The organism is Methylobacterium sp. CM6246, assembly GCF_054818005.1.
The window spans coordinates 4,987,501-5,014,225 of sequence record NZ_JBTXKY010000001.1 but is presented as its reverse complement, the minus strand read 5'-3'; the positions used below and the strand labels follow the sequence as shown (position 1 = coordinate 5,014,225).

Here is a 26,725-nt window from a genome sequence, read left to right as displayed (position 1 = left end):
CTCGTGCTCAAGACCCGCATCATCCCCTGCCTCGACGTGAAGGACGGGCGCGTCGTGAAGGGCGTCCGCTTCGAGGGCCTGCGCGACGCCGGCGACCCGGTGGAGGCGGCCAAGGTCTACGACGCGGCCGGTGCCGACGAGCTGTGCTTCCTCGACATCACCGCCAGCCGCGAGGCCCGCGGGACGCTGCTCGACATCGTCAGCCGGACCGCCGAGGCCTGCTTCATGCCCCTCACGGTCGGCGGCGGCGTCCGCGCGGTCGAAGACGTGCGCGGGCTGCTCCTGGCCGGTGCCGACAAGGTCGCGATCAACACCGCCGCCGTGAAGGACCCGAACCTCGTCGCCCGCGCGGCTGAGAAATTCGGCGCGCAGTGCATCGTGGTGGCGATCGACGCCAAGCGGGTCTCCGGCCCCGGCGAAGCCGCCCGCTGGGAGATCTTCACCCATGGCGGCCGCGATCCGACCGGCATCGACGCGGTGGCGTTCGCCCGCCTCGTCGCCGGGAAGGGCGCAGGCGAGCTGCTGGTCACTTCGATGGACAAGGACGGCACGCGCTCCGGCTACGACCTCGCGCTGACGCGGGCGATCAGCGACGCCGTGACCGTCCCGGTGATCGCCTCGGGCGGGGTCGGCGGTCTGGACGACCTCGTGGCCGGCGTGGCCCAGGGCGGCGCCAGCGCCGTGCTGGCCGCCTCGATCTTTCATTTCGGGCAGGCCAGCGTGGCCGAGGCCAAGGCCCATATGGCGGCGGCCGGCCTCGCCATGCGTCTCGACGGCCCGGCATCCTCAGCGAGAGCGCCCCTGTGAGCAGCATTCTTCTGGCCAACGCGACCCTCCTCGACCCGGCGACGGGCCGCGAGACGCGGGGGGCCGTTCTGGTGCGCGACGGCCGGATCGCCGACATCGCCGAGGGGGCCGCCCCCGGAGTTCCGGCGGAGGCCACGCGGATCGATTGCCGTGGGCGTGTTCTCACCCCGGGCCTGATCGACATGCGCGCCTTCGTGGGCGAGCCCGGGGCCGAACACCGCGAGACCCTGGCCTCGGCCAGCGCCGCCGCGGCGGCGGGCGGCGTCACCACCCTGGTCTGCATGCCCGACACCAACCCGGTGATCGATGGCCCGGCGATCGTGGACTTCGTGCTCCGCCGCGCCCGTGACACCGCGTGCGTCAACGTCCTGCCCGCGGCCGCGATCACCAAGGGCCTGGCCGGCAAGGAGATGACCGAGTTCGGCCTGCTCCAGGAAGCGGGCGCGGTGGCATTCACCGATGGCCTGCATGCGGTCGGCAACGCCCAGGTGATGCGTCGTGCGCTGACCTACGCCCGGGATTTCGATGCCCTCCTCATGCAGCATGTCGAGGATGCCGACCTGGTCGCCGAGGGCGTCATGAACGAGGGCGAACTCGCCTCGCGCCTTGGGCTGATGGGCATTCCCCGGGAGGCTGAAACGGTGATGCTGGAGCGCGACATCCGCCTCGTCCGGCTGACCGGCGCCCGCTACCACGCGGCCATGATCTCGACCGCCGATTCGGTCGAGATCGTGCGCCGGGCCAAGCAGGACGGGCTGCCGGTGACCTGCGGGGTCTCGGTCAACAACCTCGTTCTGAACGAGAACGACATCGGCCATTACCGCACCTTCTGCCGGCTCTCGCCGCCGCTCCGCGACGAGGCCGACCGGCACGCCATGGTGCAGGCCCTGAACGAGGGCGTGATCGACGTCGTCGTCTCCGATCACAACCCGCAGGATGTGGAGACCAAGCGCCTGCCCTTCGCGGAGGCGGCCGACGGGGCGCTGGGGATCGAGACCCTGCTCGGCGCGTCCCTGCGGCTGGTCCATACCGGCGACCTCGCGCTCGCCAAGCTCGTGGCGGCGCTCACCGTCAACCCGGCCCGGATCCTCGGCCGCGAGGCCGGCCGGCTGGCGGTCGGTGCGCCCGCCGACCTCGTGCTGATCGACCCCGATCTGCCCTACGTGCTCGACAAGCGGCGGCTCAAGTCGCGCTCGAAGAACTCGCCGTTCGATGAGGCGCGCCTCCAGGGCGCCGCGGTGCTGACGCTGGTCGGAGGCCGGACGGTACACGCCCTCGACGATCTGGCGGCGGCGGCATGATTTTCCCGGACCTCGCGACGCCGGCCGTCCTCGGCGGCCTCGCCCTGGGTTATGCCCTGGGGGCGATCCCGTTCGGGCTGATCCTGACGCGCTTCGCCGGCCTCGGCGACGTCCGGGCGATCGGTTCAGGCAATATCGGCGCGACCAACGTGCTTCGCACCGGCCGGAAGGGTCTCGCCGCCGCGACCCTGCTGGGCGATGCCCTGAAAGGAACCGCCGCGGTGCTGATCGCCCGGCAGTTCGGCGAGGGACCGGCGCTCGCCGCCGGGCTCGGAGCCTTCCTGGGCCATCTCTTTCCGGTCTGGCTCGGCTTCAAGGGCGGCAAGGGGGTGGCGACCTTCATCGGCGTGCTGCTGGCCTTCAGCCCGCCGGCTCTGGCGGCCTTCGCGGCGATCTGGCTCGGCCTGGCCTTCGCGCTGAAATACTCGTCGCTGGCGGCCCTGGCCGCCTCCGCGGCGACGCCGCTCGTGCTGTGGGCGCTCGGCGCGCCGACGCAAGCTGTGCTGTTCCTGCTGCTCGGCCTGCTGCTATGGTGGAAGCACGCACCCAACATCCGCCGACTCGCGGCCGGCTCAGAGGGGCGTATCGGCCAGAAGGGCTGAGCCGTCACGGGCGACGGCGTGATCCCGAGGAGGGGGCGCCATGCAGCTCAGCGACGCCCAGCGCCTCGACTGGCTGCGGCTGATCCGGACCGAGGGCGTAGGCCCCCGCAGCTTCCGCTCGCTGATCAACCGGTTCGGCGGCGCCGCCGCAGCCCTCGAAGCCCTGCCTTCGCTGACCGGGCGCCAGGGGAAACGCATCGAGCCGCCGAGCCGGATGCAGGCCGAGGACGAGGTCGCCGCGCTGGCACGCCTCGGGGGTCGGCTGCTCGCCACCGGTGAACCGGACTTTCCGCGCCTGCTTCAGGTTACCGACGCGGCCCCGCCGCTCATCGCGCTGCGTGGCGACCCCAGGATCCTGGCGCGGCCCGCCATCGCCATCGTGGGGTCGCGCAATGCCTCGACCGCGGGGCTCGCCTTCACGGAGCGGCTGGCCCGGGGCCTCGGCGAATCCCGTCTCGCAGTGGTCTCGGGGCTCGCCCGGGGGATCGACGCCCGCGCCCACAAGGCCAGCCTGCACACCGGCACCGTCGCAGTGATGGCCGGCGGGCAGGACCGGATCTACCCCGCCAGCCACGCGGCCCTGGTCGACGCGATCCTGGGGGAGGGCGGTGCGGTGCTGGCCGAGATGCCGATCGGCTGGGACGCGCGCGGCCGCGACTTCCCACGGCGCAACCGCATCATCTCGGGCTTGGCCTACGGCACGATCGTGGTGGAGGCGGCGCGCCGCTCCGGCTCGCTGATCACGGCGCGCTACGCCCTGGAGCAGAACCGCGAAGTGTTCGCCGTCCCGGGCTCCCCGCTCGACCTGCGGGCGGAGGGCACCAACGACCTGATCCGCCAGGGCGCGACCCTGGTGGCCGACATCGACCACGTCCTCGCCGTGATCGGCCCGATCATCGATCGCGGCCCAGATCCCGATGCAGCCCCCGCACGGGACCGGCCGGACTTCGCCGAGCAACCGGATTTCTGGGACGAGATCGATCTGGATCGGCGGGCGGACCTGCTCAACGACAGCACCAGGATGGCCGCCGGTCCCGACGCGCCGGCGGTCGAACCGGAGGAGCCTACAGACGACCGCCAGAGAATCATCGCCCTGCTGGGGCCGTGCCCGGTTGGGACCGACGAGCTCGCGCGCAGCGCCGGGGTCGGCGCCCGGGTGGTGCAGACGGTGCTGCTGGAGCTGGAGCTCGACGGCCGGATCGAGCGGCACGACAGCGGTGCGGTCTCGCTCCTCAGTCGTTGAGTGCGTCTGCGTCGGAATCCGCGAGGTTGCGCATCACGTCGAGGCAGCCCTGCAGGATGTAGGCGGCGGCGAGCTTGTCCACGAGCTGGCCGCGCCGGGCCCGGGAGGCATCCGCCTCGATCAACGCCCGGGTCACCACGGCCGTGGACAGGCGTTCGTCGAAGAAGACGTGCGGGATGTCGATGATCGGCCTGAGGTTGCGGATGAACGCGCGGGTCGATTGCACCCGCGGCCCCTCGCTGCCGTCCATGTTCAGGGGCAGCCCCATCACCAGGCCGCCGACCGCGTGCTGCCGGCACAAGGCGGCCAGGCGCTGCGCGTCCGGGGTGAACTTCACCCGGCGGATCGTCTCGAGCGGGCTCGCGATCTGGCGGCCGAGATCCGACAGGGCGAGCCCGATCGTCTTGGTCCCGAGATCGACCCCGATCAGGCGCGCGCCACCGCGCGATGCGGCCGCGAAGGTGCGGATCTCGTCGAAGTTCATAGCTCCGCCTGATGCATCGTCCCGAACGGTGGTCGCCGGCTTTCGGGACGATGCCGCATAAAAACTGAGAGCATCATTCAGGATTCCGACCCTTGGCGATGCTCTAAGCGACCCCGGCGCCACGCGCCAGCGTGGCCTCCGAGATCCCCTCGAACCCGGCGGGGAGCGACGCCGCCCCGGGGCCCAGGACCAGGGCGGCGGAGGGTCCGGTCACCCGGGTGAAGAAGTCGGCCAGGCTCTCGCCGCCGAACCGCACCGTCTCGAGGTCGGGCGCGAGCAGCCAGATGTCGTATTCCTCTCCGGTGCCGGAGACGTCCCAGAACAGGAAGCTGCCGTCCTCGCCGGCGCCGAAGAAGCACGCGCGCTCGATCACCGCCGGGTCGCCGTCCTCGACATCGAAGCGGTGCGGTTCCCCGCCATCCTCCAGCATCGCCACGGCGTTGCCGACGCTGATGGCGATCACCCCGGCCTGGGTGGCCAGATCGCTGGCCTCGTACGGCGACGGCACGGCGATCCGGAACTGCCCGCCCGCCAGGCCGATGCCGCAGGTCTCGCAGAAGCTGCGGTAGGAGGCGGGCAGGGGGAAGCCCAGCTCCGCCGCGGTACGGTCGAGGTCGGCCCCCTGCGCCGTGAACCCCGCCGCCAGGCTCGTGAACACAGACTCCCACATCACAGCCACTCCACCGTCCACAGCGTTAACGCTCTCCGTAGATCGACCCGGATGCGCCCGGCGCCGTTCGCGAATAGGTAGGTTAAGACTTCGTTAATCCACACTCCGGGTATCGCCATGACGACGATCGGCCAGCCCTGCACTCCGGCCCAGCCCAGCCGCAAACGATCCGTGACCCGCAAGCACTGCTGGATGTTGGTCCTGGCCTTCGAAGTCCTGGTCTTCGGCGCCTCGCAATCGGTCTTCCGGCCCGTGCGCCCGGCCGGCATCACCATCGAGATGTCGGTCACGCCGAACCACGTGGTGACCTAGCGCATCGCGCTGGGCAGCGGAACCGGCACGATGCGCTAGATCGTTGGTCCGCATCGTCTTTTTCCGAAATCCAGCCGCTACCGTCCGGAAAGAGGCGTTCGGCGCGCCTCTCGCCCGCCATCCTGAGGGGCGGGCCGGCTTTAACGCCCGCGTTGCGGCGTGTCGAACCGCAGTGCTATAGCGCGGCCGGCGCCGGGGATGCCTCCCGGGCAGGGACGAACGGGACGGCATGTCGGTCGACGAGAAGACGGTTCGGCGCATCGCGCATCTGGCGCGGATCGCGGTCACCGACGACGAGGTCGGTCCGCTGCAGGGTGAGCTGAACGCCATCCTGGCCTTCGTCGAGCAGCTCGGCGCCATCGACGTGAGCGGCGTCGAGCCGATGACCTCGGTCACCCCGATGGCAATGAAGAAGCGCGAGGACGTGGTCACCGAGGGTGGCCGCGCCGCGGACGTGGTCGCCAACGCCCCCGAGACCGAAGACAATTACTTCCTGGTTCCGAAGGTCGTCGAGTAGGCTGCATCCAGGCTTCGGCGAAGCTAACATTCTGGCGGCATGCGCGCCGTGGCGCGCGAGGACGGGAACAGCGTGGATCCGAACGAACTCACCCTGGCCGAGGCGCGCGACGCCCTCAAGGCGAAGCGGATCTCGGCCCGCGAGCTGACCCAGGCCCATCTCGACGCGATGGCCAAGGCCCGCGCCCTGAACGCCTACATCCTGGAGACGCCGGACCGCGCTCTCGCGATGGCGGATGCCGCGGACCAGAAGTTCGCGGCCGGTGCGGCGCGCCCGCTCGAAGGCATCCCGCTCGGGATCAAGGACCTGTTCTGCACCGAGGGCGTCACCACGACCGCGGGCTCCAAGATCCTCGAAACCTTCGTGCCGCACTACGAATCGGCTGTTTCGGCAAACCTCTGGCGCGACGGCGCCGTGATGCTGGGCAAGCTGAACCTCGACGAATTCGCCATGGGCTCATCCAACGAGACCAGCGCCTATGGCAACGTGGTTTCGCCCTGGCGGCGCAAGGGCTCCGAGGCGCAGCTGGTGCCGGGCGGGTCCTCCGGCGGTTCGGCCGCCGCCGTGGCGGCGCGGCTGTGCCTGGGCGCCACCGCTACCGATACCGGCGGCTCGATCCGCCAGCCCGCCGCCTTCACGGGCACGGTCGGGATCAAGCCGACCTACGGCCGCTGCTCGCGCTGGGGTACGGTGGCCTTCGCGTCCTCCCTCGACCAGGCCGGCCCGATCGCGCGCACGGTGCGGGACTGCGCGATCCTGCTCGGCTCGATGGCCGGTCCGGATGCGCGCGACACCACCTGCGTCGACCTCCCGGTACCGGACTTCGAGGCCGCGGTCAGCCGCGGCGTGAAGGGCCTGACCATCGGCATCCCCAAGGAGTACCGGGTCGACGGCATGCCGCCCGAGATCCAGAAGCTCTGGGACGACGGCGCAGCCTGGCTGAAGGATGCCGGCGCGACGATCAGGGAGATTTCCCTGCCGCACACCTCCTCGGCGCTGCCGGCCTATTACATCGTCGCCCCGGCCGAGGCGTCCTCGAACCTCGCGCGCTACGACGGCGTCCGCTACGGCCTGCGCGTACCCGGCAAGGACATCGCCGGGATGTACGAGAACACCCGCGCCGCCGGCTTCGGCCGCGAGGTCAAGCGCCGGATCATGATCGGCACCTACGTGCTCTCGGCCGGCTACTACGATGCCTATTACGTCCGCGCCCAGAAGATCCGCACCCTGATCAAGCGCGACTTCGAGGAGGCTTACGCGGCCGGGATCGACGCGATCCTGACCCCGGCAACGCCGTCCTCGGCCTTCGGGATCGGCGAGAAGGCGTCGGCCGACCCGGTGGAGATGTACCTCAACGACGTGTTCACCGTGACGGTGAACATGGCGGGGCTGCCAGGCATCGCCGTCCCGGCCGGCATCGACGGCCAGGGCCTGCCCCTCGGCCTTCAGCTGATCGGCCGTCCCTTCGACGAGGAGACGCTGTTCGCGGTCGCCCAGGTGATCGAGCAAGCCGCCGGCCGGACGACCCTGCCCGAGCCTTGGTGGGCATGACAGTCCCCTTCTATCCCTGGACGGTCTGGATCTGGGCCGCGTTCGATCCGGCGCTGATCGTGGTGGCGGTCTATCTCGGCTGGACCGCCAGCCAGTTCGGCAAGGTCTTCATTGCGGCGATCGCGGCGCTCGGATTCTCGGTCCTGTTCTCCTGGGCGGTGAGCGCGGCTGGGATCCCGTGGCCGGCGCCGATCACCCATGACGGGCCGACCTTCTTCCCGGTACGGACGATCGCCGCCCTGCTCTGGGCCATGCTCGCCTATGGCGCCCGGCGGACGATCGCCCGGCGCGCTTGATTCTTCCGCGAAGCGGCCCGTAAGTGCTTCTCGAGAGTAGGACAGCGGCACACCGCGCGATCCCATCCGCGACCGCATCCTGAGGTGACCGCGCACGCGCGCCTACCAAGGGGGCCGCGAACGAGCCCACGAGGCCGCTGCGCAGCACCTCAGGATGCGGTCGTGAATCGGATCGTGCGGAGACCGCATCACATCCTGGCCCGGACCACCATGAACGCACCTGTCGACCCCAAGAAACTGATCAAGGGCGGCCTGCACGACTGGGAGGTGATCGTCGGCATGGAGATCCATGCCCAGGTCTCCAGCCAGGCGAAGCTGTTCTCCGGCGCCTCGACCGAGTTCGGGGCCGAGCCGAACGACCACGTCTCGTTGGTGGATGCCGCGATGCCCGGCATGCTGCCGGTGATCAACGCCGAATGCGTCGCCCAGGCGGTGCGGACCGGTCTCGGCCTGAAGGCGCAGATCAACCTGCGCTCGGTGTTCGACCGGAAGAACTACTTCTACCCGGATCTCCCGCAGGGCTACCAGATCTCGCAGTACAAGGACCCAATCGTCGGCGAGGGCGAGGTGCTGGTCGACATGGCCGACGGCACGTCGATCACGGTCGGCATCGAGCGGCTGCACCTGGAGCAGGATGCCGGCAAGTCGCTGCACGATCAGGATCCGCTGCGCAGCTTCGTCGACCTCAACCGCTCGGGCGTGGCGCTGATGGAGATCGTCTCCCGGCCGGACCTGCGCTCGTCTGAGGAAGCCAAGGCCTACGTGACCAAGCTGCGCACGATCCTGCGCTACCTCGGCACCTGCGACGGCGACATGGAGAAGGGCTCGCTGCGCGCCGACGTGAACGTCTCGGTACGCCGCCCGGGTGAGCCGCTGGGCACGCGCTGCGAGATCAAGAACGTCAACTCGATCCGCTTCATCGGCCAGGCGATCGAGATCGAGGCCCGGCGCCAGATCGCGATCCTGGAAGACGGCGGCAAGATCGACCAGGAGACCCGCCTGTTCGATCCGGGCAAGGGTGAGACCCGCTCGATGCGCTCCAAGGAAGAAGCGCATGATTACCGCTACTTCCCCGATCCCGACCTGCTGCCGCTCGAGTTCGACCAAGCCTATGTCGACGCGCTGGCGTCCGGCCTGCCGGAGTTGCCGGACGCCAAGAAGGCGCGGTTCGTGAAGGATTACGGCCTATCCCCCTACGATGCCGGCGTGCTCGTGGCCGAGCGCGCCTCGGCCGACTATTACGAGGCGGTCGCCAAGGGTCGCGACGGCAAGGCCGCGGCCAACTGGGTGATCAACGAGCTTTTCGGCCGCCTCAACAAGGAGGGGCTCTCGATCGACGCCACGCCGGTCTCGGCCGACCAGCTCGGGGCGATTGTCGACCTGATCGGCGAGGGCGTCATCTCCGGCAAGATCGCCAAGGACCTGTTCGAGATCGTCTGGACCGAGGGCGGCGACCCGCGCGCCGTCGTCGAGAGCCGCGGCATGAAGCAGGTCACCGACACCGGCGCCATCGAGGCGGCGATCGACCAGATCATCGCGGCCAATCCCGACAAGGTCGCCCAGGCCAAGGAAAAGCCGACCCTGCTTGGCTGGTTCGTCGGCCAGACCATGAAGGCCACCGGCGGCAAGGCGAACCCGGCGGCGGTTAACGCCCTGCTGAAGGACAAGCTCGGCATCGCCTGAAGGGAGATCGGCAAAGCGCGCGCCGCTTGGTGATGCGACGTCCGCCTTGCCGGTTCCTGTCACCAGCCAGGGATGTCGGCGCGAGAAGTTCGAGCCCGGTCGGCGCCGTCATCTCGGGCGCGGATACTTCGTCCGGCCATCGCGGGCGGCGTTCATCGCGCCAAGTGGTGTGACCGCCGCGGCGATGCCGGGCGGTGGAGAGCCGATCGGGACCTGATGGGAACCGCGGCGGAAGCGGCGCGATGTGGGGCCTTTCGCGCATTCGAAGACGAGCCATCGCTTGGCCGCTTCTGCGCCCCTGAGGCCGCCTCCGTCCGGTTGTTCGTCTGATGCCGCTGGATTCCGGGCCGAACCTGTCCCGAAGCCGTCTAGGCGGCGTCACGCTGCGGTGGAGTCATCCCTGTCTCCTCCAGCTTCCGGAAGCTGATCTGGACCAACACATCCCCGACGTGCCGGCCATCTCTCCGGTTTGTGTTCACTATCGCTGAACACATCCGAAGATTGCGCCGCCTTCAGATGCCCGTCAACACCCGATTTCCGGCCAGGCTCGATTTTCCAAGAACCCCCCCCGCATCCTTCGCGGCGCGGGACAGCCGAATCAAAGACTTACGGGCCGGGGCTCGGCACCGCAAAAGTTTGTCTCGTGCCCGTCTGGATCGACCGCATTTCACTGGCCGGCACCCCTGTCGTCCTCAACCAGAAACCCGATGCCGCGCTCGAAGAACTCGTCCGTGTCGCCGCGCAGGTCGACGCTATAGGCGCTCTCCGAAGCGTTTCCGGAAACCGGCTCGACATAGACATTCAGGTTCAAGATCCGGTTCGAAACCTTCTCGACCTCCCCGGTGATCGCGATGGCGGCGCCGAGCTTGCGGGCGAAGACACCGACGCAGCCGCTGCAGCGGCGTAGGTCTTGCGCTCCAGGCGACCTCGTCTTTCACCGGGTCGGTCGGCGCGACCACGGACAGACCCATCTTCCGGAGCAGGTCGCGCAGTTGGTCGCTGGTGCGTTCGAGCCGCGCCCGGTTGGCCTCGTCGCCCGGCACGGGGGAGAAGTTGGAGATTTGGACGTCGAACACCGCGGCCGTCTCGCGGGCCGCGACGGCTCGGCCCGCCGCACACAGCAGGCCTGCCGCGCTGAATACGGTCCGCAACGAGGGCGCCTCCTGATCGGCGCGCATTTCGGCCCCTTCAGGACCAACCCTGTCGAGGTCCGGGATCAGCGTCGATCGGCTTCGACCTGCGGGCCGGACGGGCCGGAGATCAGGCCCGAGACCCGGTTGCGCAGGTCCATGAACCATGTCGGCATCGGCGCGCGGCCATCACCCACCACCACGGTCGCGGTCATGCCGGCCACCAGCGGCACGTCGGCGGGCTTGCGGTCGATGCGGACGCGGACCGGGACGCGCTGGGCGAGGCGCACCCAGGTATAGACCGGGTTCACGTCCGGCAGACCCTGGGTGCTCGCCGCCGCGTTCGCCGTCGAGATACCAAGCGTGATGCTCTCGACCGTCCCCGTGAGATGCGGATCGTAGCCCATCAGCTTCACGTCGGCCGCATCGCCGACATGGATGTTGGCCATCTTGGTCTCCTCGAAATAACCGTCGATCCAAAACGAGTCCGTATCCACGATGCTGATGTTCGAGGTGCCCGTGCGGGCGTAATCGCCGACCCGCATCAGCAGGTTGGTGACGCGGCCGTTCACCGTGGATTTCACCTGGGTCCGTTCGAGGTTGACCTTGGCCTGCCGCAGCTGCGCCTGCGCGCTCTCCAGCGCCGCCTCGGCGATCTTGGCGGTGCCGGCGTATTGCTGCTTCTCCTCGACCGACGTCGACACGGTGGTGAGCGCCTGGCGCCGCGCGGATTGCGCATTCTTCACTTGGAGGTCGGCCTCGCGGTTCTTCACCTCGGCATCGGCCGAGGTGACGTTGACCTCGAAATCGATCGGATCGATCACGTAGAGCAGGTCGCCCTTCCGGACGAGCTGGTTGTCCTGCACGCGCAGCGCCACGATCTGCCCGGAGACCTGCGGGGCGACGTTGGCAACCTGCACGCGGACCCGGCCGTCGCGGGTCCACGGCGCCGCCACATAGAACTCCCAGACGAACCAGGCGGCCGCGAAGGCGACGAGCAGGATCACGCCCGTGGCGGCCAGCCGTAGGACCTTCCCGGCGCGGCCCCGCCGCGCGGTGAGGGGCGGCGGATCGGCCGGGCGCGGCGCCTCCTCGCGGTGAGCGGCTCTGGGATCGTCCTCGTCGGCGGTGGTGGCAGGCATCAGATGAACGCGATCAGGAGGGCGAGGACGCAGACGTAGATGCCGGCCTCGGCGAGCGGCGCGTTGGCGACGTAGCGGCTGAACCGGATCCGGGCAAAGACCCAACGCAGGCCGAGGAGGATCACGAAGGCCGCAAGCGCATACGCGACGAACGAGGAGACCAGGACCCCACCGATATGGATATCCTCATACATGTCGGTTTCGCGCCAAACCCTAAGTTAGAACAATGCGATATCGAGGCGCCGCAGGACGCGTCGATGGCGCGCGATGGTTCGGGCCGCGGTCACCAGGTCACTGGCGGCCCGCGCCGTCGTCAACCGCAGAACCCGGTCCTCCTGGGAGGCTGCCCGGATCAGGTCCCGTGCGGCGCTCTCCAGCGCCCTGTCGTCGCCGGTGGCAAGGCCGGCCCTGGCCCGCTGGATCGCGGCCCGCAACGGCTCGACCGACCAGAGCCGCCGCAGCTCCGCATGGGCCCGCGCGGCCGAGGCTTCGAGCCGGGCCAGCGCGAAGGCGTGCGACAGGCTCGCCCGGCGCACCGCCCCGCTGCCTGAACTGTAGCCGGCGAATTGGAACAGCCTGTCCGCGTTGAGGCTCGTGCGGGTGGTCGCGTCCCCGCCTTCGCCGACCAGGGCGTCGGCCAGCGACCGCTGGGCCGAATCGAGGGCGTAGACCCGCTGACGCTCCGGCGTGACCGGCAGGAGCAGGCGGACCACGATCGACAGGACGATGGCGGCGATCACGACCAGAAACGCGTTCAGCAGGAAGCTTTGGGCGTCGTAGCTCTGCGGGTTGGACGGGCCCAGCAGTACGGGGAAGAACACGATCACGATGAAGCCGATTCCGAAAGTCTTCGGATTCAACGACAGGAAGCAGCCGAGGAAGATCACCGGCGCCATCACGATGGCGAGCATCGGGAAGCCCTGGACGCCGTCGAGGAACACGAACCGCGCGATGCCCGCGAACATCGCCGCCAGCGTCATCCCGATGACCACGCCGTTGGCGAACTTCTTGGGATCGGGCGTTACTGACGAGAGCGCCGCGGTGGACGCCACCTGGACCAGCGCGAAGGATGCCTGCGGGAGCCCGAGTGCCACGAAGGCGGCGGCCGTGATGGCAAAGCCGATCGCCACCCGCAGGGCCCCGCGCAGGGCCACCGGGAAATCCCGGTGCGTCGGCAGCCTGGCGTCGCGCAAGGGCCGATGGCCGTCGGCCACCGCCTGGATCCCGTCCTGCGCGAAGGTGGCCGCGCAGGCGACGTCGAGGGCACGCTGCAGGACCACGACCTCGTCGAGGGGCCTTTTGCCGTGGCGGATCGCGGCGTCCACCAGATCCCGCAGTCGGGCGTCGTCCCGCTGGAGCGTCTCGGGGTCGGGATCCTCGGCGACGCGGCGGCAGATCGCGAGCGCCTCCTCCACCGCAGGGCTCCGCGTGCGCAAGCAGGCGGAGGCCGCAGCGACCGCGCGGACCGCAGCCGCCAGGACGTAGAGCGCCGCGATGCAGCTGCGCGCGCCCGCGGCCCGCCAGGGTCCGTCGTCGAGCTCGCCCGCGATGGCGCTGGCATCGGCCCGCATCGGCGCGATGGTGCGGATCAGCGCGGCGGTCCGCGATGCACCCAGATCGCCGTCCGACAGGGTCTCGCGGGCGTAGGCGCGCGTGTCGTCCCAGGCCTTGCGCAACTGCGGCAGCAGCGTCCGCCAGGTACTCGGCGAGGCAAGGGCGTCGTTGATGAAGGTGATGACGATGATGCCCAGCACGATCACGGCGACGCGGGAGACCGCGGCATCGAAGGTGCCTTGCGGCTCGTCGATCTGGCCGAGGGCGACGATCGCCACCGTGTAGCCCGACAGCATCGCCCCGTAGGCGCGCGTGTCCTGGAGGTACTGCGCGGTGAACACGCACAGCCCGAGCCAGACCGTGAACGAGAGCAGCAGCAGGACCCGGTCCTGGCCGAATAGCGCCATGAACAGGATCGATACGGCGGCGCCGATCAGCGTGCCCAGCAGGCGGTAGACGCCCTTGGAGATCGCCTGCCCGCGCTTCGGCTGCGCGAGGATCGCCACGCAGGTGGCCGCCGACGAGGCGCTGTCGAGTTGGAGCCAGAACGCGGCAGCCAGGGCCAGCATCATGGCGATCCAGATCCGCAGGGCGAACGCCCAGGCCGCGGGCTTGGGCACCCAGGCATCGAGGAAGCCGATCAGTCGGTCGCCGATCGCCGCCTGCCGGGGCGAGCCGGCATGGGCCGAGACCTCAGCCATGCTGCACCGGGTCCGGCGTGCTTGCGCAGGGGCGATACCTATACCGGGAGGAACGCCGGCACGACGGCATCGACCACGCGCACCGATCGGCTGCCGGGTATGCCGCAGACGGCCGGAGTGCCTGCCGATCCGTCATGTCAGCACCGAATTCCACCCACGCTCCCGTTCAAACCAGCAACGAACGAGAGGTGCGGCGGTTCGCGTTGCTGTCAAGCTTTGTCGCCGCCTTTCAGCCGCTTGTTGCAGCTGCTCCAGTATTGCGGCCATTTCGGCCCTTGAGTGGTCTTCTGAGCGTCGGAGAGGGCGCGCCACTGGGCGCCGCACGTCTTCTGCCGTTCGCGAGCCGCGCTCTGCCCGGCGCTCGGCGCCTTCGTGGAGGGCTCCTTGGCGGCCGGCTCCTTGGCGGCCGGCTCCCGGGTGGCCGGCTCCTTGCCCGCGGGGGCCTCGCTCGCGGTCGGAGCCGGCGCCTCCTTCGCCAGAAGCGGCTGGACCAAAAAGAGCGGCGCTATCAGCACCGCAATCCGCACACGACGATCGAACATCGAGACTCCCCCCGGGATCACAATGATTCCGGGGGGCAATCTCGCCGGACGGCCACGCTTCGGACAAGGGCGCGGCAGCTTTCGCCAACAAGACAGGTGCGCGCTCTCGGAAACGTGAGCCCGTCGCAATCGACGCCCTTGAGCGCGGCCGGGAAATCGTCTTCACTGCCGGCAGTGTCCGAGATCGGCGGGGGAACGCCGCGCCGCCGTGTGATCGGTCGAGGAGCAGATCAAGATGGCAGCGGTGTCCGGGCGGCCGATCGACGTCCATACCTGGAGCACGCCGAACGGCTGGAAGATTCCGGTGATGCTCGAGGAGTGCGGGCTGCCCTACCGCGTGGTTCCGGTCAACATCGGCAAGAACGAGCAATTCACGCCCGACTTCCTGGCGATCTCACCGAACAACAAGATCCCGGCCATCGTCGACCCGGACGGGCCGGGCGGGCAGCCGATCACGGTGTTCGAATCGGGAGCAATCCTGCAGTATCTCGGTCGCAAGACCGGCCAGTTCTACCCGACGGACGAGCGCGCCCGGGTGGCCGTGGACGAGTGGCTGTTCTGGCAGGTGGCCGGGTTCGGCCCGATGCTCGGGCAGACGCACCACTTCAAGATCTACGCGTCCGAGAAGGTGCCGTACGCCATCGAGCGCTTCACCGCCGAAGCCAACCGCCTCTACGGGGTGCTGGAGCGCCGGCTCGAGGGTCGGGACTACCTCGCGGGCGACTATTCCATCGCCGACATCGCGACGGTGACCTGGGCCAAGCTCAACTTCAAGCAGGGCGTCGAGATCGCCGCCCTGCCGAACGTGGCGCGCTGGCTGGACTCCGTGCTGGCGAGGCCGGCCGTCCAGCGCGGCCTCGCGGCGATCTAAGCCTCAGTTCTTGTTGGCGGCCTGCTGGTTCACGTCCGGAACCCGCGTCCAGGTCTGCGAGCCGCAGAGCACCTTGAGCATGCAGCCCGAGACGCTGAGCTCGGCCTCGCTCTCGCGCTCCAGGCTGACGGTATAAACCTTGCCCTCTTCAATGTTGTAGAGTTCGCCGGTGAACTTCTCCTCGTCGGGCTTAAGGCCGTCGATGAGCTGCAGGCCGATCACCGGACGGCTGCGCTTTTTCGGATCGGGGTTCTTCACGTCGGTCTTGGCGGCGCCGTTCTCGGCGGTGGGTGCCTTGAGCCAGACCACCTTGCCGCAGACGAGCTTCTGGCCGAGGCCGCAGCGGTCGATGCGGATCTTGGCGCGGCCATCGCCGGTGAGCCACGTGCCGGACGGATCCTTCCCGGTATCGGCGGCGGCGGCCGAGAGTCCGGCGAGCAGGAGGGTGGCAGAGAGGGCGAGGCGCATGGTTCGTCTCCGAATTTTGGGCACCGAAGGCGCCTGAGGGGCGGACGAAATCGGCTTGGGCCGAGTGAGCCGCCGCAATCAGGCGATTTTTCGGCGGTGTTGCGGCGGAGCCACGGCTCAGTTTGTTTCACCTGTTGGCAAAGCCGCCTCGCGTGCGACACTCAACGCCAGCGCAGGACTCGCTAACGCACGCCCTTGACGATATAACTCATGAGTTATAATCAGGTCGGACGGCCCGGCAATGACGTGGACGGTCGCTTTCGACGTGGATTTTCGCGCGGAGTTCGCCGCGTTCGATGCTGAAGCCCGAAAAACGATCGCGGCTTATGCCTTGGGCCTAGCCAGCGAAGGCCCGCAGCTGGGCCGTCCCATGGCCGACACCCTCAAAGGCTCGAAGCACGCGAACATGAAAGAACTGCGTCCGACCGTGAACAAGGTCGAATGGCGCGTGGCCTACGCATTCGATGTGACGCGCTGGGCGATCGTGCTCGCAGCCGCATCTAAGGGCGGTCGATCTTCGGCGCTTGTCTACAAGCAAATGATCGCGACGGCGGCTGCGCGTTTCACGCGGCATCAAGCGAATTTGGTTTCGTCCCGGACCACACAATCGGCCGCGCATACCCGTTCGCAACGCAGCAGCAGAAGGACGCCGAAGCGATGACGGAGGGCTTCAGATGACAAAGGACGCGCAGCGCGGAACCATCGTACCGCTCACCGACATCCTGGCGGAGTTTTCCCCAGGCGATCAGGCGGAGATCCAGGCCCATGCGGACCTGCTTGTCCAGGAGAGCCGAACCTTGGCGCAGTTCCGGCGCGACATGGGGATGACGCAGGCAGAACTGGCGCAGGCGCTGGAGACCTCTCAAGCCTACGTGGCCAAGCTTGAACGTAATCCGTCCGCGGACATGCAGGTTTCCACCATCGCCCGCATCGCTTCCGCCCTCGGCGGAAAGGTCAGGATCGTCGTCAGCCTGCCGGGCAGGCCGGATGCGACCTTCGCGATGCCGGCTGCCGGCCCGCGGAAGAAAGCCGCGCGTTCGAGGAAGAGCTCGGCCACCGCCTGAGCTTCGGCTCCCGGATTCGGCGCGACGCCGCGATCGCCGGCAGAGCCCAGTCCGTGCGCCGCTTGAGGCCCGGTAGGGCGCCCGCTATAAGCCTGCGGCGGAAGCGAAATTTTCGCGCCTGAGATGCGCCCGTCAGCCCGGCGCGCACCCTCCGCCTTTTTCACAGACAGACCGGACACACCATGGCAACCGAGCGCACCTTCTCGATCCTCAAGCCCGACGCCACCCGGCGCAACCTGACCGGCGCCGTGAACGCGGTGATCGAGGAGGCGGGCCTGCGCATCGTCGGCCAGCGCCGCATCCGCCTGACCCAGGAGCAGGCCGAAAAGTTCTATGAGGTCCACAAGGAGCGGCCCTTTTTCGGCGAGCTCGTCAGCTTCATGACCTCCGGCCCGGTGGTCGTGCAGGTGCTCGAGGGCGAGAACGCCGTCGCCAAGTACCGCGAAGTGATGGGCGCCACGAACCCGGCCCAGGCCGCCGAGGGCACGATCCGGAAGCGGTTCGCCGAGTCCGTCGGTGAGAACACCGTGCACGGCTCGGACAGCGCCGAGAACGCCAAGCTCGAGATCGCGCAGTTCTTCAAGGATTCCGATATCGCCGCCTGAAGCGGAGGCCGGGGTGGCGGGTCGGGCACACCGTTCCGCCATCCCGTCGCATTCCCCCCGGCAGCGGGGTGAATGCCGCCCGGTGTGTCCGGTCCGTCATTGACGGAGCGGCGCCCCGCGGCGTCCAACGGCCGAGGTTATTTGACCCTCAGCCCTGGACCGCCAAGACCATGACGATGCGCCGCCTGCCCCTGCTGATCGCGTCCGGCCTGATCGCGATCGGCGCGACCGCCGCCCTCGCGGGCGGATCCCCGGCCCCGTTCCAGCAGTACGAGCCGGATCCGGCGCTGAAGACGGCCACGAAGGCCAGCCTCGAAGGCCGCGTGCGCCATGCCTGCACGGTCGTCCAGGCCCGGCTGACCAGCGCCCCCGAGGCGTCCCTCGAGCGTCCCTGCGGCTGCTACGCCCGGCAGACCCTGCGCAGCCTCGACGAGTCTGAGGTCGAGTCCTACCGGGCGACCGGCTACTTCAACGATTCCGCCCGCGCCAAGGCCCTGTCGGCGCTCGACAGCTGCAAGCTGCAGCGGCCGATCTGATCCTCCCGGGGCGCGGCCCCGGCCCCTCCCGAAGGGGCTTGTCCCTTCGGGATCCCGCTACAGGCTGAACAGGACGCCGTCCGGTGCGGTGTCGGCGATGACGACGCGGTCGCCCTCCAGCCGGGCACGTCCCCCGGCCACCAGCGCCAGCACCGCGGGATAGAGCCGCCGCTCCTCGACGATCACCCGATCGGCGAGACTGTCCGGGTCGTCGCCCTGGCGCACCGGGATCGCGGCCTGCGCCACGATCGGCCCGGCATCGAGTTCGGGCACCACGAAGTGAACCGTGCAGCCATGCAGCCGCACGCCGGCTTCGAGCGCCTGGGCGTGCGTGTGGGTCCCCTTGAACAGCGGCAGCAGCGAGGGGTGGATGTTGAGCATCCGCCCGGCCCAGCCGGCTACGAAGTCCGGCGTGAAGATCCGCATGAATCCGGCAAGGCAGACGAGGTCGATGTCGGCGGCCCGGAGTTCGGCGTCGAGGGCGGCATCGAAGCTGGCCCGATCCCGGAAACCGGTGTGGTCGATCGCCCGGGCCGGAATCCCGGACGCCGTCGCCCGCGCAAGGCCGGCGGCATCCGGACGGTTCGACAGGACCAGCACGATCTCGGCCGGGTAGGCCGGATCCTTCGCAGCCTCGATCAGCGCGACCATGTTCGAGCCGCGGCCCGAGATCAGGACCGCGACGCGGGTCTTCCGGGGGGCGGCCATCAGAGCGCGAGGCGTCCGCTGAAGGTCACGGGCTCGGAGCCGCGCGCGGTGATCCGGCCAAGGCGCACCGGCGCCTCGCCGGCCCGGGTCAGGGCCTCGTCGACGTCGTCGACCGCCTCGGCGGCGGCGATCACCACCATGCCGATGCCGCAGTTGAAGGTCCGCAGCATCTCCGCCTCGGCGACACCGCCCTCGCGGGCGAGCCAGCCGAACACCGGGGGCGGGGTGATGGCGTTGAGGTCGATGGCGATGCCGATATCGTCCGGCAGCACCCGAGGCAGGTTGTCGGGGAAGCCGCCGCCGGTGATGTGCGCGAGCGCGCGGATGCCGTCGGTCGCCTCCAGGGCGGACAGCAGGGGCTTCACGTAGATCCGGGTCGGCTCCAGCAGGGCGTCTCCGAGGCTGCGGCTCGCGTCGAACGGGGCCGGCGCGTCCCAGCCCAGGCCGGTCTTGGCGACGATGCGGCGGACGAGCGAGAAGCCGTTGGAATGGACGCCGGAGGAGGGCAGGCCGAGCACCACGTCGCCGGGTCGGATACCGGGCTTCGGCAGCAGCGTGCCGCGCTCGGCAGCGCCCACCGAGAAGCCGGCGAGGTCGTAATCCGAGCCGTCGTAAAGGCCCGGCATCTCGGCGGTTTCGCCGCCGATTAGTGCGCATCCGGCCTGCCGGCAGCCCTCGGCGATACCGCGCACGATGTCGGCGCCGACGCCGGGCACCAGCTTGCCGGTGGCGTAATAATCCAGGAAGAACAGCGGCTCGGCGCCCTGGACCACGAGGTCGTTGACGCACATCGCCACCAGATCGATGCCGATCGTGTCATGGCGACCGGTCTCGATCGCGATCTTGACCTTGGTGCCGACGCCGTCGTTGGCCGCAACCAGGATCGGGTCGCGGAACCCCGCGGCCTTCAGATCGAACAGGCCGCCGAAGCCGCCGATCTCGGCATCCGCCCCCGGCCGCCGCGTCGAGCGCACCAACGGCTTGATCGTCTCGACCATCGCGTTGCCGGCGTCGATATCGACGCCCGCCTCCGCGTAGGTCAGTCCCTGTCCATCCTTGGCGGTCATGCCAGCGTCGTCCCGGTCATCATCGGGTCCGCTCTAGCGGCTTCCAGCGCGCTGCGCGAGTCGGCTGGCGCGTGCCTTGATCGGGACCTGCCCGATCTCCACTCTGCGACAGGGCGTGCTATGCGGCCCGAGGGGGGACGACATCATGCGCGCACGGGCTGTCATCGGGCTGGGGAGCCTCGTCGCCCTCGGCCTCCTGGTCTACCTGCTGCGCGAGGTGATGCTGCCGTTCGTGGCCGGCATCGCGCTGGCGTACCTGCTCGATCCGCTGGCGGACCGCCTGGAGCGCCTGGGCCTTGGCCGCCTTGCCGCGAGCCTGCTGATCCTGGCGCTGTTCGTCGTGGCGCTGATCGTGTCGCTGCTGATCCTGATCCCGCTGACCGCCAATCAGGTCGCGGGCTTGGTGAACGCGCTGCCCGCGATGGTCTCGCGGCTCCAGGGGATCATCGCCGAGCGCGCCGGGCCGCTGCTGGAGCGCGTCGGCGGCGACAACGTGCTCACCGAGCTGCAATCCTCCGTTGGCACGCTGGCGAGCCAGGGCGGCGCGTGGCTGCTCGCGTTCCTCAAGTCGATCTGGTCAGGCAGCCAGGCGCTGATCTCGATCGCGTCGCTGCTGGTGGTGACCCCGGTCGTGGCCTTCTACATCCTTGTCGACTGGGATCGGATGATGGCGGCTCTGGACAGCTGGGTGCCCCCCCGGCACCGGGCCACGGTGCGCGACCTCGCACGCCAGATCGACGGCGCGATCACCGGCTTCGTGCGCGGCCAGACCCTGGTCTGCCTGATCCTCGGCAGCTTCTACGCCGTCGGCCTCTGGCTGGTCGGGCTCAATTTCGGGGTTCTGATCGGGCTGATCGCCGGCCTCCTGACCTTCATCCCGTATGTCGGGACGCTCACCGGCTTCATGCTCTCGGTCGGGGTCGCCCTGGTGCAGTTCTGGCCGTCCTCGGACTGGCTGCATCTGGGGCTGACCGTGGGCGTGTTCCTGATCGGCCAGTTCCTCGAGGGCAACGTGATAGCTCCGAAACTGGTGGGCGAGTCGACCGGCCTGCATCCGGTCTGGCTGATGTTCGCGCTGCTCGCCTTCGGAACCCTGTTCGGCTTCGTGGGCCTGCTGCTCGCGGTGCCGGTGGCGGCCTCGCTCGGCGTACTCGTGCGGTTCGCCCTGAAGCGCTATCTTCAAAGCCGCCTCTATCATGCCGAGCAACCGGTGCTGATCGACCTGAACGACGAGGCCGGCCGGACCTTGACCGCCACCAAGACGCGGTCATCCTGAACGATCGATCTGGGCACCCCATGCGCGAGAACGCACCACCCCGGCAGCTGGCCTTCGACCTGCCCCTCGATCCCCGGTACGGCCGCGAGGACTTCCTGGTCGGGCCGGCGAACGAGGCGGCCTACGCGCTGGTCGAAGCCTGGCCGGACTGGCCCGACAGCGTGCTGGTGCTGACCGGCCCCTCGGGCAGCGGCAAGAGCCACCTCGCGGCGATCTGGGCCGAGCGGGCCCATGCCTGGACGGCCGCAGCCTCCGAAATCGGGGCGGATGCGGTCCAGCACCTCGTCTCGAACGGCGCGCTGGTGATCGAGGATATCGATCGCGCGGAGGGGCGCGACGAGGCGGCCCTGTTCCATCTGCTCAACCGCGCCCGCGAGCGGGCGTGTCCGGTCCTGCTGACCAGTGCCTCCGGCATCGACGCCCTGGGCCTCGTGACGCCGGACCTGCGTTCGCGGCTGCGCCTGGCGCCGAGCATCGCCATCGAGGCGCCGGACGACGCGCTGCTGCGCGCCGTCCTGGTCAAGCTGTTCGTCGACCGTCAGCTGGTGGTGGATCTCAGCGTGATCGAGGCATTGGCGCTGCGGATCGACCGCTCCTTGGGACGCGCGCGGGATCTCGTCGCCGAACTGGATCGGGACGCGCTCGGACGCGGGCGGCGGATCAGCCGGCCTCTGGCGCTGGCCGTGCTACGCCGCATGGGGTTCGACGACGAGTTCGATCCGGACGCTTAGAAGCGGAAAGCCGTGGCCGTCACGAAAGCGTCGTGAAAGCTACGGGTGTAGAATGGTAGACGCGCCGGCAGCGGCAAGGACAGGAATCGGAATGGAATCGACGCAGAAGCCCATGGACCGCGACGCCGCCGACGAGGCCGCGGAGCCCCGTCGGCCCGACGCGACCGATCCGGCCCCACGCCGCCCCGCCGCCAGACGCGCGCCGGCCAACCGCACGGCCGCGTCGAGCCAACCGGCCGAGGACACGGCCGATGCGAGCGCACCGGCTCCGCGGGCGCGCGCTCCCGCCTCTCGTACGGCCTCGCGGAGCGCGGCCGTCAAGAGCGCTGCGGTGACGAGCGACACCAACCCGAAAGCGATGGCCGCCGCGGCACCCGGTGCAACCGCTGAGACGAAGCCTGTACCGATCGATACCGCCGACGAATGGCCCACCGTCCCGGCGGCACCGGTGGAGCAGCCGGCCGGCGCGGCGCGGGAACCCGTGGTCGAGGCCGGGCGCTCTCTCCGGCATTCCCCCGAGCGGTTCGTGAACCGCGAGCTGTCCTGGCTGCAATTCAACCGCCGGGTGCTGGAGGAGGCCTCCAACCCGAACCATCCGCTTCTGGAGCGCCTGCGCTTCCTGTCGATCTCGGCGAACAACCTCGACGAGTTTTTCATGGTCCGCGTGGCCGGCCTGATCGACCAGGTCCGGGCCGGTCTGACGCTCCCGTCCCAGGACGGGCTAACGCCGTCCGAGCAACTGAACCGGATCGGTATCGAGGTGGCGCGGCTCGCCGCTGACCAGCAGGCGCGCTGGCGCCAGCTCCGGGTGGAACTGCAGGCCTCCGAGATCGAGATCGTCGAGCCCGCCGCCCTCACCGCCGAGCAGGCCGCCTGGCTGGAGGAATACTTCCTCAACCATGTCTCACCGGTCCTGACGCCGCTCGCGATCGATCCGGCGCACCCGTTCCCGTTCATCCCCAACCTCGGCACCACCATCGCGCTGGCGCTGGTGCGGCCGCGCGACGGCCGGCTGCTGCGGGCCCTGATCCGGGTTCCCGGCGTCATCGACCGGTTCGTTCGCCTGCCCACCAGCCAGAGTGAGACCGCCGCGCGCCTGATCTCGATCGAGCAGGTGATCGGGATGTTCACCGGTCGGCTGTTCCCGGGCTATCTGGTCAAGAGCAGCGGCGCGTTCCGGGTGGTGCGGGATTCGGATCTCGAGATCGAGGAGGAGGCAGAGGACCTCGTCCTGCATTTCGAGACCGCCCTGAAGCAGCGCCGCCGGGGCGTCGTGATCCGCCTCGAGGTCGAGTCCGGCATGTCCGAAGACCTCCGCGGTTTCGTCGCCGACGAACTCGAGATTTCAGCGGACGCGATCTTCCTGATCGAGGGCATGCTCGCCCTCAACGAGCTGTCCCAGATCGTCGGGATCGACCGGCCGGACCTGAAGTTCAAGCCCTACAACCCGCGCTTTCCCGAGCGGATCCGCGAGAGCGGCGGCGACGTGTTCGCGGCGATCCGCCAGAAGGACTTCATCGTCCACCACCCCTACGAATCCTTCGATTCGGTGGTGCAGTTCCTGGCCCAGGCGGCCCGGGACCCGAACGTCGTGGCGATCAAGCAGACGCTCTATCGCACCTCGTCGAACTCCCCGATCGTCGCGGCGCTCGCGGAGGCCGCCGAACTCGGCAAGTCGGTCACCGCGCTCGTCGAGCTGAAGGCCCGGTTCGACGAGGAGGCCAACATCCGCTGGGCGCGCAACCTGGAGAAGGCTGGCGCGCAGGTGGTGTTCGGCTTCGTCGAGCTGAAGACCCACGCCAAGCTGTCGCTGGTGGTCCGGCGCGAGGGCGACAAGCTCGTGACCTACTGCCATGTCGGCACCGGCAACTATCACCCGATCACGGCGCGCGTTTACACGGACCTGTCGTTCTTCACGGCCGACCCGGCGATCGCCCGGGACGTCTCGCGGATCTTCAACTTCATCACCGGCTACGCCGAGCCCGCCGAACTGGAGCGGATGTCGGTCTCGCCCCTGACGATGAAGAACCGGCTGCTGGAGAACATCGAGGCCGAGGTCGCCCACGCCAAGGCCGGCCGGCCGGCGGCGATCTGGATCAAGTGCAACTCCCTCGTCGACGCGCAGATCATCGACGCGCTGTACGATGCGTCCTCGGCCGGCGTGCAGATCGATTGCGTGGTGCGCGGCATCTGCTGCCTGCGGCCGGGCATCCCGGGGCTGTCCGAGACGATCCGGGTCAAGTCGATCGTCGGGCGCTTCCTGGAGCACGGGCGGATCTACGCCTTCGGCAACGGCGTCGGGCTGCCGCACCCGAAGGCGACGATCTACATCTCGTCGGCCGACCTGATGAGCCGCAACCTCGACCGCCGGGTCGAGGCTATGCTGCCGATCACGAACCCGACCGTGCACCAGCAGGTCCTCGACCAGATCATGCTGGCCAACCTCCTGGACAACCGTCAGAGCTGGCGGCTGCTGGCCTCCGGGGGCTGCGAGCGGATCCAGCCGGCGGACGGTGAGGAACCGTTCAACGCGCACAAGTACTTCATGACGAATCCAAGTCTTTCCGGCCGGGGCAAGGCATCGAAGAAGTCGAGTCCCCGCGCTCTGAGCCGTCGGGCTCAGCGCGCCTAAGTGCACCGGCCGATGCGCGGGACGCTCGACAGGTTTCGGGACCATGTTGTGCGGGTCTGCGTCCGGAAACTCCGCCCGGTGAAAGGGCCGGGCGGCCGAAACGTTGCTCTGCCGGCCCGATTGGGCTTAGAGCTTGCGCCGTCGCCAGGGATCCCGGTTCGGCCGCGAGCGCAGCGAATCATCGACGTGGAGCCGATCTCGGTTGCGGCTTCGGATTGCACACGCGGCCCGCCGGTCCGGCCGGCCACGTTCCATCAAGGACTCGGACGTTTGGGCAGCCCTCGCGCCAACCTCACCCTCGCGCATTCCGCCGACCGGCCTTCGCGCGATCCGCGGCCGCCGGTGGCGATCATCGATATCGGCTCGAACTCGGTGCGGCTCGTCGCCTATGACGGCCTGAGCCGCGCGCCGACGCCGCTCTACAACGAGAAGGTCCTGTGCGGCCTGGGCCGCAACGTGCTGACCACGGGCCGGCTGAACGAGGACGCGGTCAACCGTGCGCTGACCGCCCTGGGACGGTTCCGCGTGCTGTGCGAGACCATGCGGGTCGGCCGGGTGTTCGTGCTGGCGACGGCAGCGGCCCGGGACGCTGAGAACGGGCCGGACTTCCTGCGCGCCGCCGAAGCCGCCTGCGGCCAGGAGATCCAGCTGCTGTCGGGGCGCCGTGAGGCGGAGCTGTCCGCCATGGGCGTGATCTCGGGCTTCCACGCGCCGGATGGCGTGGTCGGCGACATGGGCGGCGGCTCCCTCGAACTGGTGGACGTGCGCGGCACCGTGGTCGGCCAGGGCGTGACCATGCCGCTCGGTGGCCTCGCCCTGCAGGACCTCTCCGGCGGGTCGATCAAGAAGGCCGCCAAGATCGTGCGCGAGCATATGCGCAAGGCCGAGCCGCAGCTCGAGACCCTGCGCGGCCGGACCTTCTACGCGGTCGGCGGTACCTGGCGCGCCCTGGCGCGGCTGCATCAGGCGGCGCGCGGCTACCCGGTCCACGTGATGCACGGCTACGCGGTGGAGCCCACCGACGAGATGAGCTTCCTGCAGATCGTCGAGCAGACGGATGTCAGCCTGCTCCAGGACGTCGACACGATCTCGGAGGCGCGCCGCCCGCTCCTGGCCTACGGCGCCGTGGTGCTCGAAGAGATCATCCGGGTCGGGCGCCCGCGGGAAGTCGCGATCTCGGCCTCCGGGGTTCGGGAGGGCTTGCTGTTCGAGCAGCTCGACCGCGACACGCGACTCGTCGATCCGCTCCTCGCCTCGGCGGCGGAGTTCAACGCTTTGCGCTCCCGCGCGCCGCGCCACGGCGAGGAGTTGATCGCGTGGACGGACCGGTTCGTGGCGACGCTGGACGGCCCCGAGACCGCGGACGAACGCCGCCTGCGCCATGCGGGCTGCCTGCTCTCGGATGTCGGCTGGCGCGCGCACCCCGATTACCGCGACGAGCAGAGCATCGCGGCGATCCAGAACGCCGCCTTCGTGGGGGTGGACCATCCGGGACGGGCCTATCTCGCCCTCGCGGTCTCGCTCCGCCACAGCGGCCTCGCCCCGGAAAAAGCCAACCCAATCCTCCGGACCGTGGCGGGTCCGCGCCTGTTCGAGCGGGCCCGCCTGCTCGGCGCGATGCTCCGGGTGGCGTTCCCGATCTCGGCCGGCATGGACGGTGCGCTCACCCGGGCGCCGCTCCTCGTCGAGGATGGCCGGGTCACGCTGCGGATGCCGCGGGATTGGGCCGCTCTCGCCAGCGACCGCCTTCTGAACCGGGTGCGCGCACTCGGCCGCGTGGTCGGGACGGACGGGCGCATCGAGATCGACACCGCCGCCTGACCCGACGCGGCCGGCCTGTCAGGCGCGCCGGTTCTGGAGCCGGATCGGCCGGGTACGACGGCCCGAACCCGAAACCGGATCGCGACCGCGGACGCCTGTTCGAGCGGGTACTTCAGTCATCACGTCCCGGGGCACGCCACGAAAGCCCTGCGTGCGACAAACGCGCGGCCTCGCCGCTGCGACGGTGCGGAGCTTTGGCCCAGCATAAAAATTCTCTATTAACAGCCGATGTGTTGTCGGCACCACCGTATAATATGACGTCGTCTAAGCTATAACTATTTAATCATTTATTATAATTCTTTAGTTACTCAACATCAAATTACAGCAAATCCATCGCATCAGTAGGATGCGGTGCATCGAAAGAAAGTTTCAGGTATCAGGATCTGCAGAGGCCGTGGGCGGCCATCGGAT

General features: G+C 69.2%; 27 protein-coding genes and 1 pseudogene. 18 read left to right on the top strand and 10 right to left on the bottom strand.

Annotation, left to right across the window (positions count from 1 at the left end):
* The first annotated feature begins 3 nt into the window (after positions 1-3).
* The 4 genes from hisF to dprA are packed head-to-tail and all read left to right on the top strand — an operon-like array spanning position 4 to position 3,953.
* A complete protein-coding gene (gene hisF / locus ACYQPG_RS24190) occupies positions 4-807 on the top strand; it encodes an imidazole glycerol phosphate synthase subunit HisF (RefSeq protein WP_419830421.1) in 804 nt (267 codons plus the stop codon).
* Entirely contained in the window at positions 804-2,108 is a 1,305-nt protein-coding gene (locus ACYQPG_RS24185; RefSeq protein WP_419830420.1) for a dihydroorotase, read from the top strand. The genes hisF and ACYQPG_RS24185 overlap by 4 nt, the downstream gene beginning before the upstream one ends.
* Positions 2,105-2,710 (top strand): glycerol-3-phosphate 1-O-acyltransferase PlsY, encoded by a 606-nt coding sequence (plsY, locus tag ACYQPG_RS24180; protein WP_147906564.1) that lies wholly within the window; start codon positions 2,105-2,107, stop codon positions 2,708-2,710. The genes ACYQPG_RS24185 and plsY overlap by 4 nt, the downstream gene beginning before the upstream one ends.
* A 40-nt stretch (positions 2,711-2,750) precedes the next feature.
* Positions 2,751-3,953, top strand: a complete 1,203-nt coding sequence (gene dprA, locus ACYQPG_RS24175) for a DNA-processing protein DprA (protein ID WP_461231909.1) — start codon at positions 2,751-2,753, stop codon at positions 3,951-3,953.
* On the opposite strand, the gene ruvX is transcribed toward dprA, so the two are convergent.
* Positions 3,943-4,437: a Holliday junction resolvase RuvX gene (gene ruvX, locus ACYQPG_RS24170; RefSeq protein ID WP_147906566.1), complete on the bottom strand. Its 495-nt coding sequence runs from the start codon at positions 4,435-4,437 to the stop codon at positions 3,943-3,945. The genes dprA and ruvX overlap by 11 nt on opposite strands.
* 103 nt (positions 4,438-4,540) lie before the next feature.
* The gene (locus ACYQPG_RS24165) at positions 4,541-5,107 is read right to left on the bottom strand and encodes an SMI1/KNR4 family protein (protein ID WP_419830418.1); all 567 of its coding nucleotides are present in this window, start codon (positions 5,105-5,107) and stop codon (positions 4,541-4,543) included.
* A gap of 117 nt (positions 5,108-5,224) precedes the next feature.
* Here ACYQPG_RS24165 and ACYQPG_RS24160 point away from each other — a divergent pair, with 117 nt between their 5' ends.
* The 5 genes from ACYQPG_RS24160 to gatB all read left to right on the top strand — a co-directional run bounded on the left by ACYQPG_RS24160 (position 5,225) and on the right by gatB (position 9,466).
* Positions 5,225-5,419: a hypothetical protein gene (locus ACYQPG_RS24160; protein WP_147906568.1), complete on the top strand. Its 195-nt coding sequence runs from the start codon at positions 5,225-5,227 to the stop codon at positions 5,417-5,419.
* A 229-nt stretch (positions 5,420-5,648) separates the two neighbouring features.
* Entirely contained in the window at positions 5,649-5,936 is a 288-nt protein-coding gene (gatC, locus tag ACYQPG_RS24155; protein WP_147906569.1) for an Asp-tRNA(Asn)/Glu-tRNA(Gln) amidotransferase subunit GatC, read from the top strand.
* A 72-nt stretch (positions 5,937-6,008) separates the two neighbouring features.
* The gene (gene gatA / locus ACYQPG_RS24150; protein WP_246692391.1) at positions 6,009-7,487 is read left to right on the top strand and encodes an Asp-tRNA(Asn)/Glu-tRNA(Gln) amidotransferase subunit GatA; all 1,479 of its coding nucleotides are present in this window, start codon (positions 6,009-6,011) and stop codon (positions 7,485-7,487) included.
* Positions 7,484-7,783 (top strand): hypothetical protein, encoded by a 300-nt coding sequence (locus tag ACYQPG_RS24145; RefSeq protein ID WP_147906571.1) that lies wholly within the window; start codon positions 7,484-7,486, stop codon positions 7,781-7,783. The genes gatA and ACYQPG_RS24145 overlap by 4 nt, the downstream gene beginning before the upstream one ends.
* Positions 7,784-7,993: 210 nt before the next feature.
* Positions 7,994-9,466 carry an Asp-tRNA(Asn)/Glu-tRNA(Gln) amidotransferase subunit GatB gene (gene gatB, locus ACYQPG_RS24140; protein ID WP_147906572.1) on the top strand — a complete coding sequence of 491 codons (1,473 nt, stop codon included), beginning with the start codon at positions 7,994-7,996 and terminating at the stop codon, positions 9,464-9,466.
* A 667-nt stretch (positions 9,467-10,133) separates the two neighbouring features.
* Here gatB and ACYQPG_RS24135 read toward each other — a convergent pair.
* The 5 genes and pseudogenes from ACYQPG_RS24135 to ACYQPG_RS24115 all read right to left on the bottom strand — a co-directional run.
* Positions 10,134-10,322, bottom strand: a pseudogene (locus ACYQPG_RS24135) (DUF2380 domain-containing protein); the annotation flags it as partial.
* 360 nt (positions 10,323-10,682) lie between these two features.
* The gene (locus tag ACYQPG_RS24130) at positions 10,683-11,738 is read right to left on the bottom strand and encodes a biotin/lipoyl-binding protein (RefSeq protein ID WP_147906573.1); all 1,056 of its coding nucleotides are present in this window, start codon (positions 11,736-11,738) and stop codon (positions 10,683-10,685) included.
* On the bottom strand, positions 11,738-11,932 hold the full coding sequence (locus ACYQPG_RS24125) for a DUF1656 domain-containing protein (RefSeq protein ID WP_147906574.1): 195 nt from the start codon (positions 11,930-11,932) through the stop codon (positions 11,738-11,740). Before ACYQPG_RS24125 ends, ACYQPG_RS24130 begins: the two co-directional genes overlap by 1 nt.
* Before the next feature lie 24 nt (positions 11,933-11,956).
* Positions 11,957-13,993, bottom strand: coding sequence for an FUSC family protein (locus ACYQPG_RS24120; RefSeq protein WP_461231908.1), 2,037 nt, complete (start codon positions 13,991-13,993; stop codon positions 11,957-11,959).
* A 209-nt stretch (positions 13,994-14,202) separates the two neighbouring features.
* The gene (locus ACYQPG_RS24115) at positions 14,203-14,535 is read right to left on the bottom strand and encodes a hypothetical protein (RefSeq protein ID WP_147937882.1); all 333 of its coding nucleotides are present in this window, start codon (positions 14,533-14,535) and stop codon (positions 14,203-14,205) included.
* Positions 14,536-14,770: 235 nt separating this feature from the next.
* On the opposite strand from ACYQPG_RS24115, the gene ACYQPG_RS24110 reads away from it, so the two are divergent.
* Positions 14,771-15,406: a glutathione S-transferase family protein gene (locus ACYQPG_RS24110; RefSeq protein WP_147906577.1), complete on the top strand. Its 636-nt coding sequence runs from the start codon at positions 14,771-14,773 to the stop codon at positions 15,404-15,406.
* 3 nt (positions 15,407-15,409) lie between these two features.
* Here the strand turns inward: ACYQPG_RS24110 and ACYQPG_RS24105 are convergent, their stop codons facing one another.
* Positions 15,410-15,874, bottom strand: coding sequence for a DUF2147 domain-containing protein (locus ACYQPG_RS24105; RefSeq protein WP_461231907.1), 465 nt, complete (start codon positions 15,872-15,874; stop codon positions 15,410-15,412).
* Positions 15,875-16,115: 241 nt separating this feature from the next.
* Here ACYQPG_RS24105 and ACYQPG_RS24100 point away from each other — a divergent pair, with 241 nt between their 5' ends.
* The 4 genes from ACYQPG_RS24100 to ACYQPG_RS24085 all read left to right on the top strand — a co-directional run bounded on the left by ACYQPG_RS24100 (position 16,116) and on the right by ACYQPG_RS24085 (position 18,079).
* Positions 16,116-16,535, top strand: a complete 420-nt coding sequence (locus ACYQPG_RS24100) for a type II toxin-antitoxin system RelE/ParE family toxin (protein WP_461231906.1) — start codon at positions 16,116-16,118, stop codon at positions 16,533-16,535.
* A gap of 13 nt (positions 16,536-16,548) precedes the next feature.
* Complete coding sequence (locus ACYQPG_RS24095) at positions 16,549-16,938, top strand: helix-turn-helix domain-containing protein (RefSeq protein WP_419830415.1); 390 nt, start codon at positions 16,549-16,551, stop codon at positions 16,936-16,938.
* Positions 16,939-17,120: 182 nt separating this feature from the next.
* Positions 17,121-17,543 carry a nucleoside-diphosphate kinase gene (gene ndk, locus ACYQPG_RS24090; RefSeq protein ID WP_147856474.1) on the top strand — a complete coding sequence of 141 codons (423 nt, stop codon included), beginning with the start codon at positions 17,121-17,123 and terminating at the stop codon, positions 17,541-17,543.
* Between the two features lie 170 nt (positions 17,544-17,713).
* Positions 17,714-18,079, top strand: coding sequence for a hypothetical protein (locus tag ACYQPG_RS24085; protein ID WP_147906581.1), 366 nt, complete (start codon positions 17,714-17,716; stop codon positions 18,077-18,079).
* A gap of 57 nt (positions 18,080-18,136) precedes the next feature.
* Here the strand turns inward: ACYQPG_RS24085 and purN are convergent, their stop codons facing one another.
* On the bottom strand, positions 18,137-18,787 hold the full coding sequence (gene purN / locus ACYQPG_RS24080) for a phosphoribosylglycinamide formyltransferase (protein WP_419830414.1): 651 nt from the start codon (positions 18,785-18,787) through the stop codon (positions 18,137-18,139).
* Positions 18,787-19,854, bottom strand: coding sequence for a phosphoribosylformylglycinamidine cyclo-ligase (gene purM, locus ACYQPG_RS24075; protein WP_419830413.1), 1,068 nt, complete (start codon positions 19,852-19,854; stop codon positions 18,787-18,789). Before purM ends, purN begins: the two co-directional genes overlap by 1 nt.
* 145 nt (positions 19,855-19,999) lie before the next feature.
* On the opposite strand from purM, the gene ACYQPG_RS24070 reads away from it, so the two are divergent.
* The 4 genes from ACYQPG_RS24070 (at position 20,000) to ppx (ending at position 26,314) form a co-directional block, all read left to right on the top strand.
* Positions 20,000-21,130: an AI-2E family transporter gene (locus ACYQPG_RS24070; RefSeq protein WP_419830412.1), complete on the top strand. Its 1,131-nt coding sequence runs from the start codon at positions 20,000-20,002 to the stop codon at positions 21,128-21,130.
* Between the two features lie 20 nt (positions 21,131-21,150).
* On the top strand, positions 21,151-21,861 hold the full coding sequence (locus tag ACYQPG_RS24065) for a P-loop NTPase family protein (protein WP_461231905.1): 711 nt from the start codon (positions 21,151-21,153) through the stop codon (positions 21,859-21,861).
* A gap of 91 nt (positions 21,862-21,952) precedes the next feature.
* Positions 21,953-24,493: an RNA degradosome polyphosphate kinase gene (locus ACYQPG_RS24060; RefSeq protein WP_461231904.1), complete on the top strand. Its 2,541-nt coding sequence runs from the start codon at positions 21,953-21,955 to the stop codon at positions 24,491-24,493.
* Positions 24,494-24,763: 270 nt separating this feature from the next.
* Positions 24,764-26,314, top strand: a complete 1,551-nt coding sequence (gene ppx / locus ACYQPG_RS24055) for an exopolyphosphatase (RefSeq protein WP_419830410.1) — start codon at positions 24,764-24,766, stop codon at positions 26,312-26,314.
* Positions 26,315-26,725 lie beyond the last annotated feature (411 nt).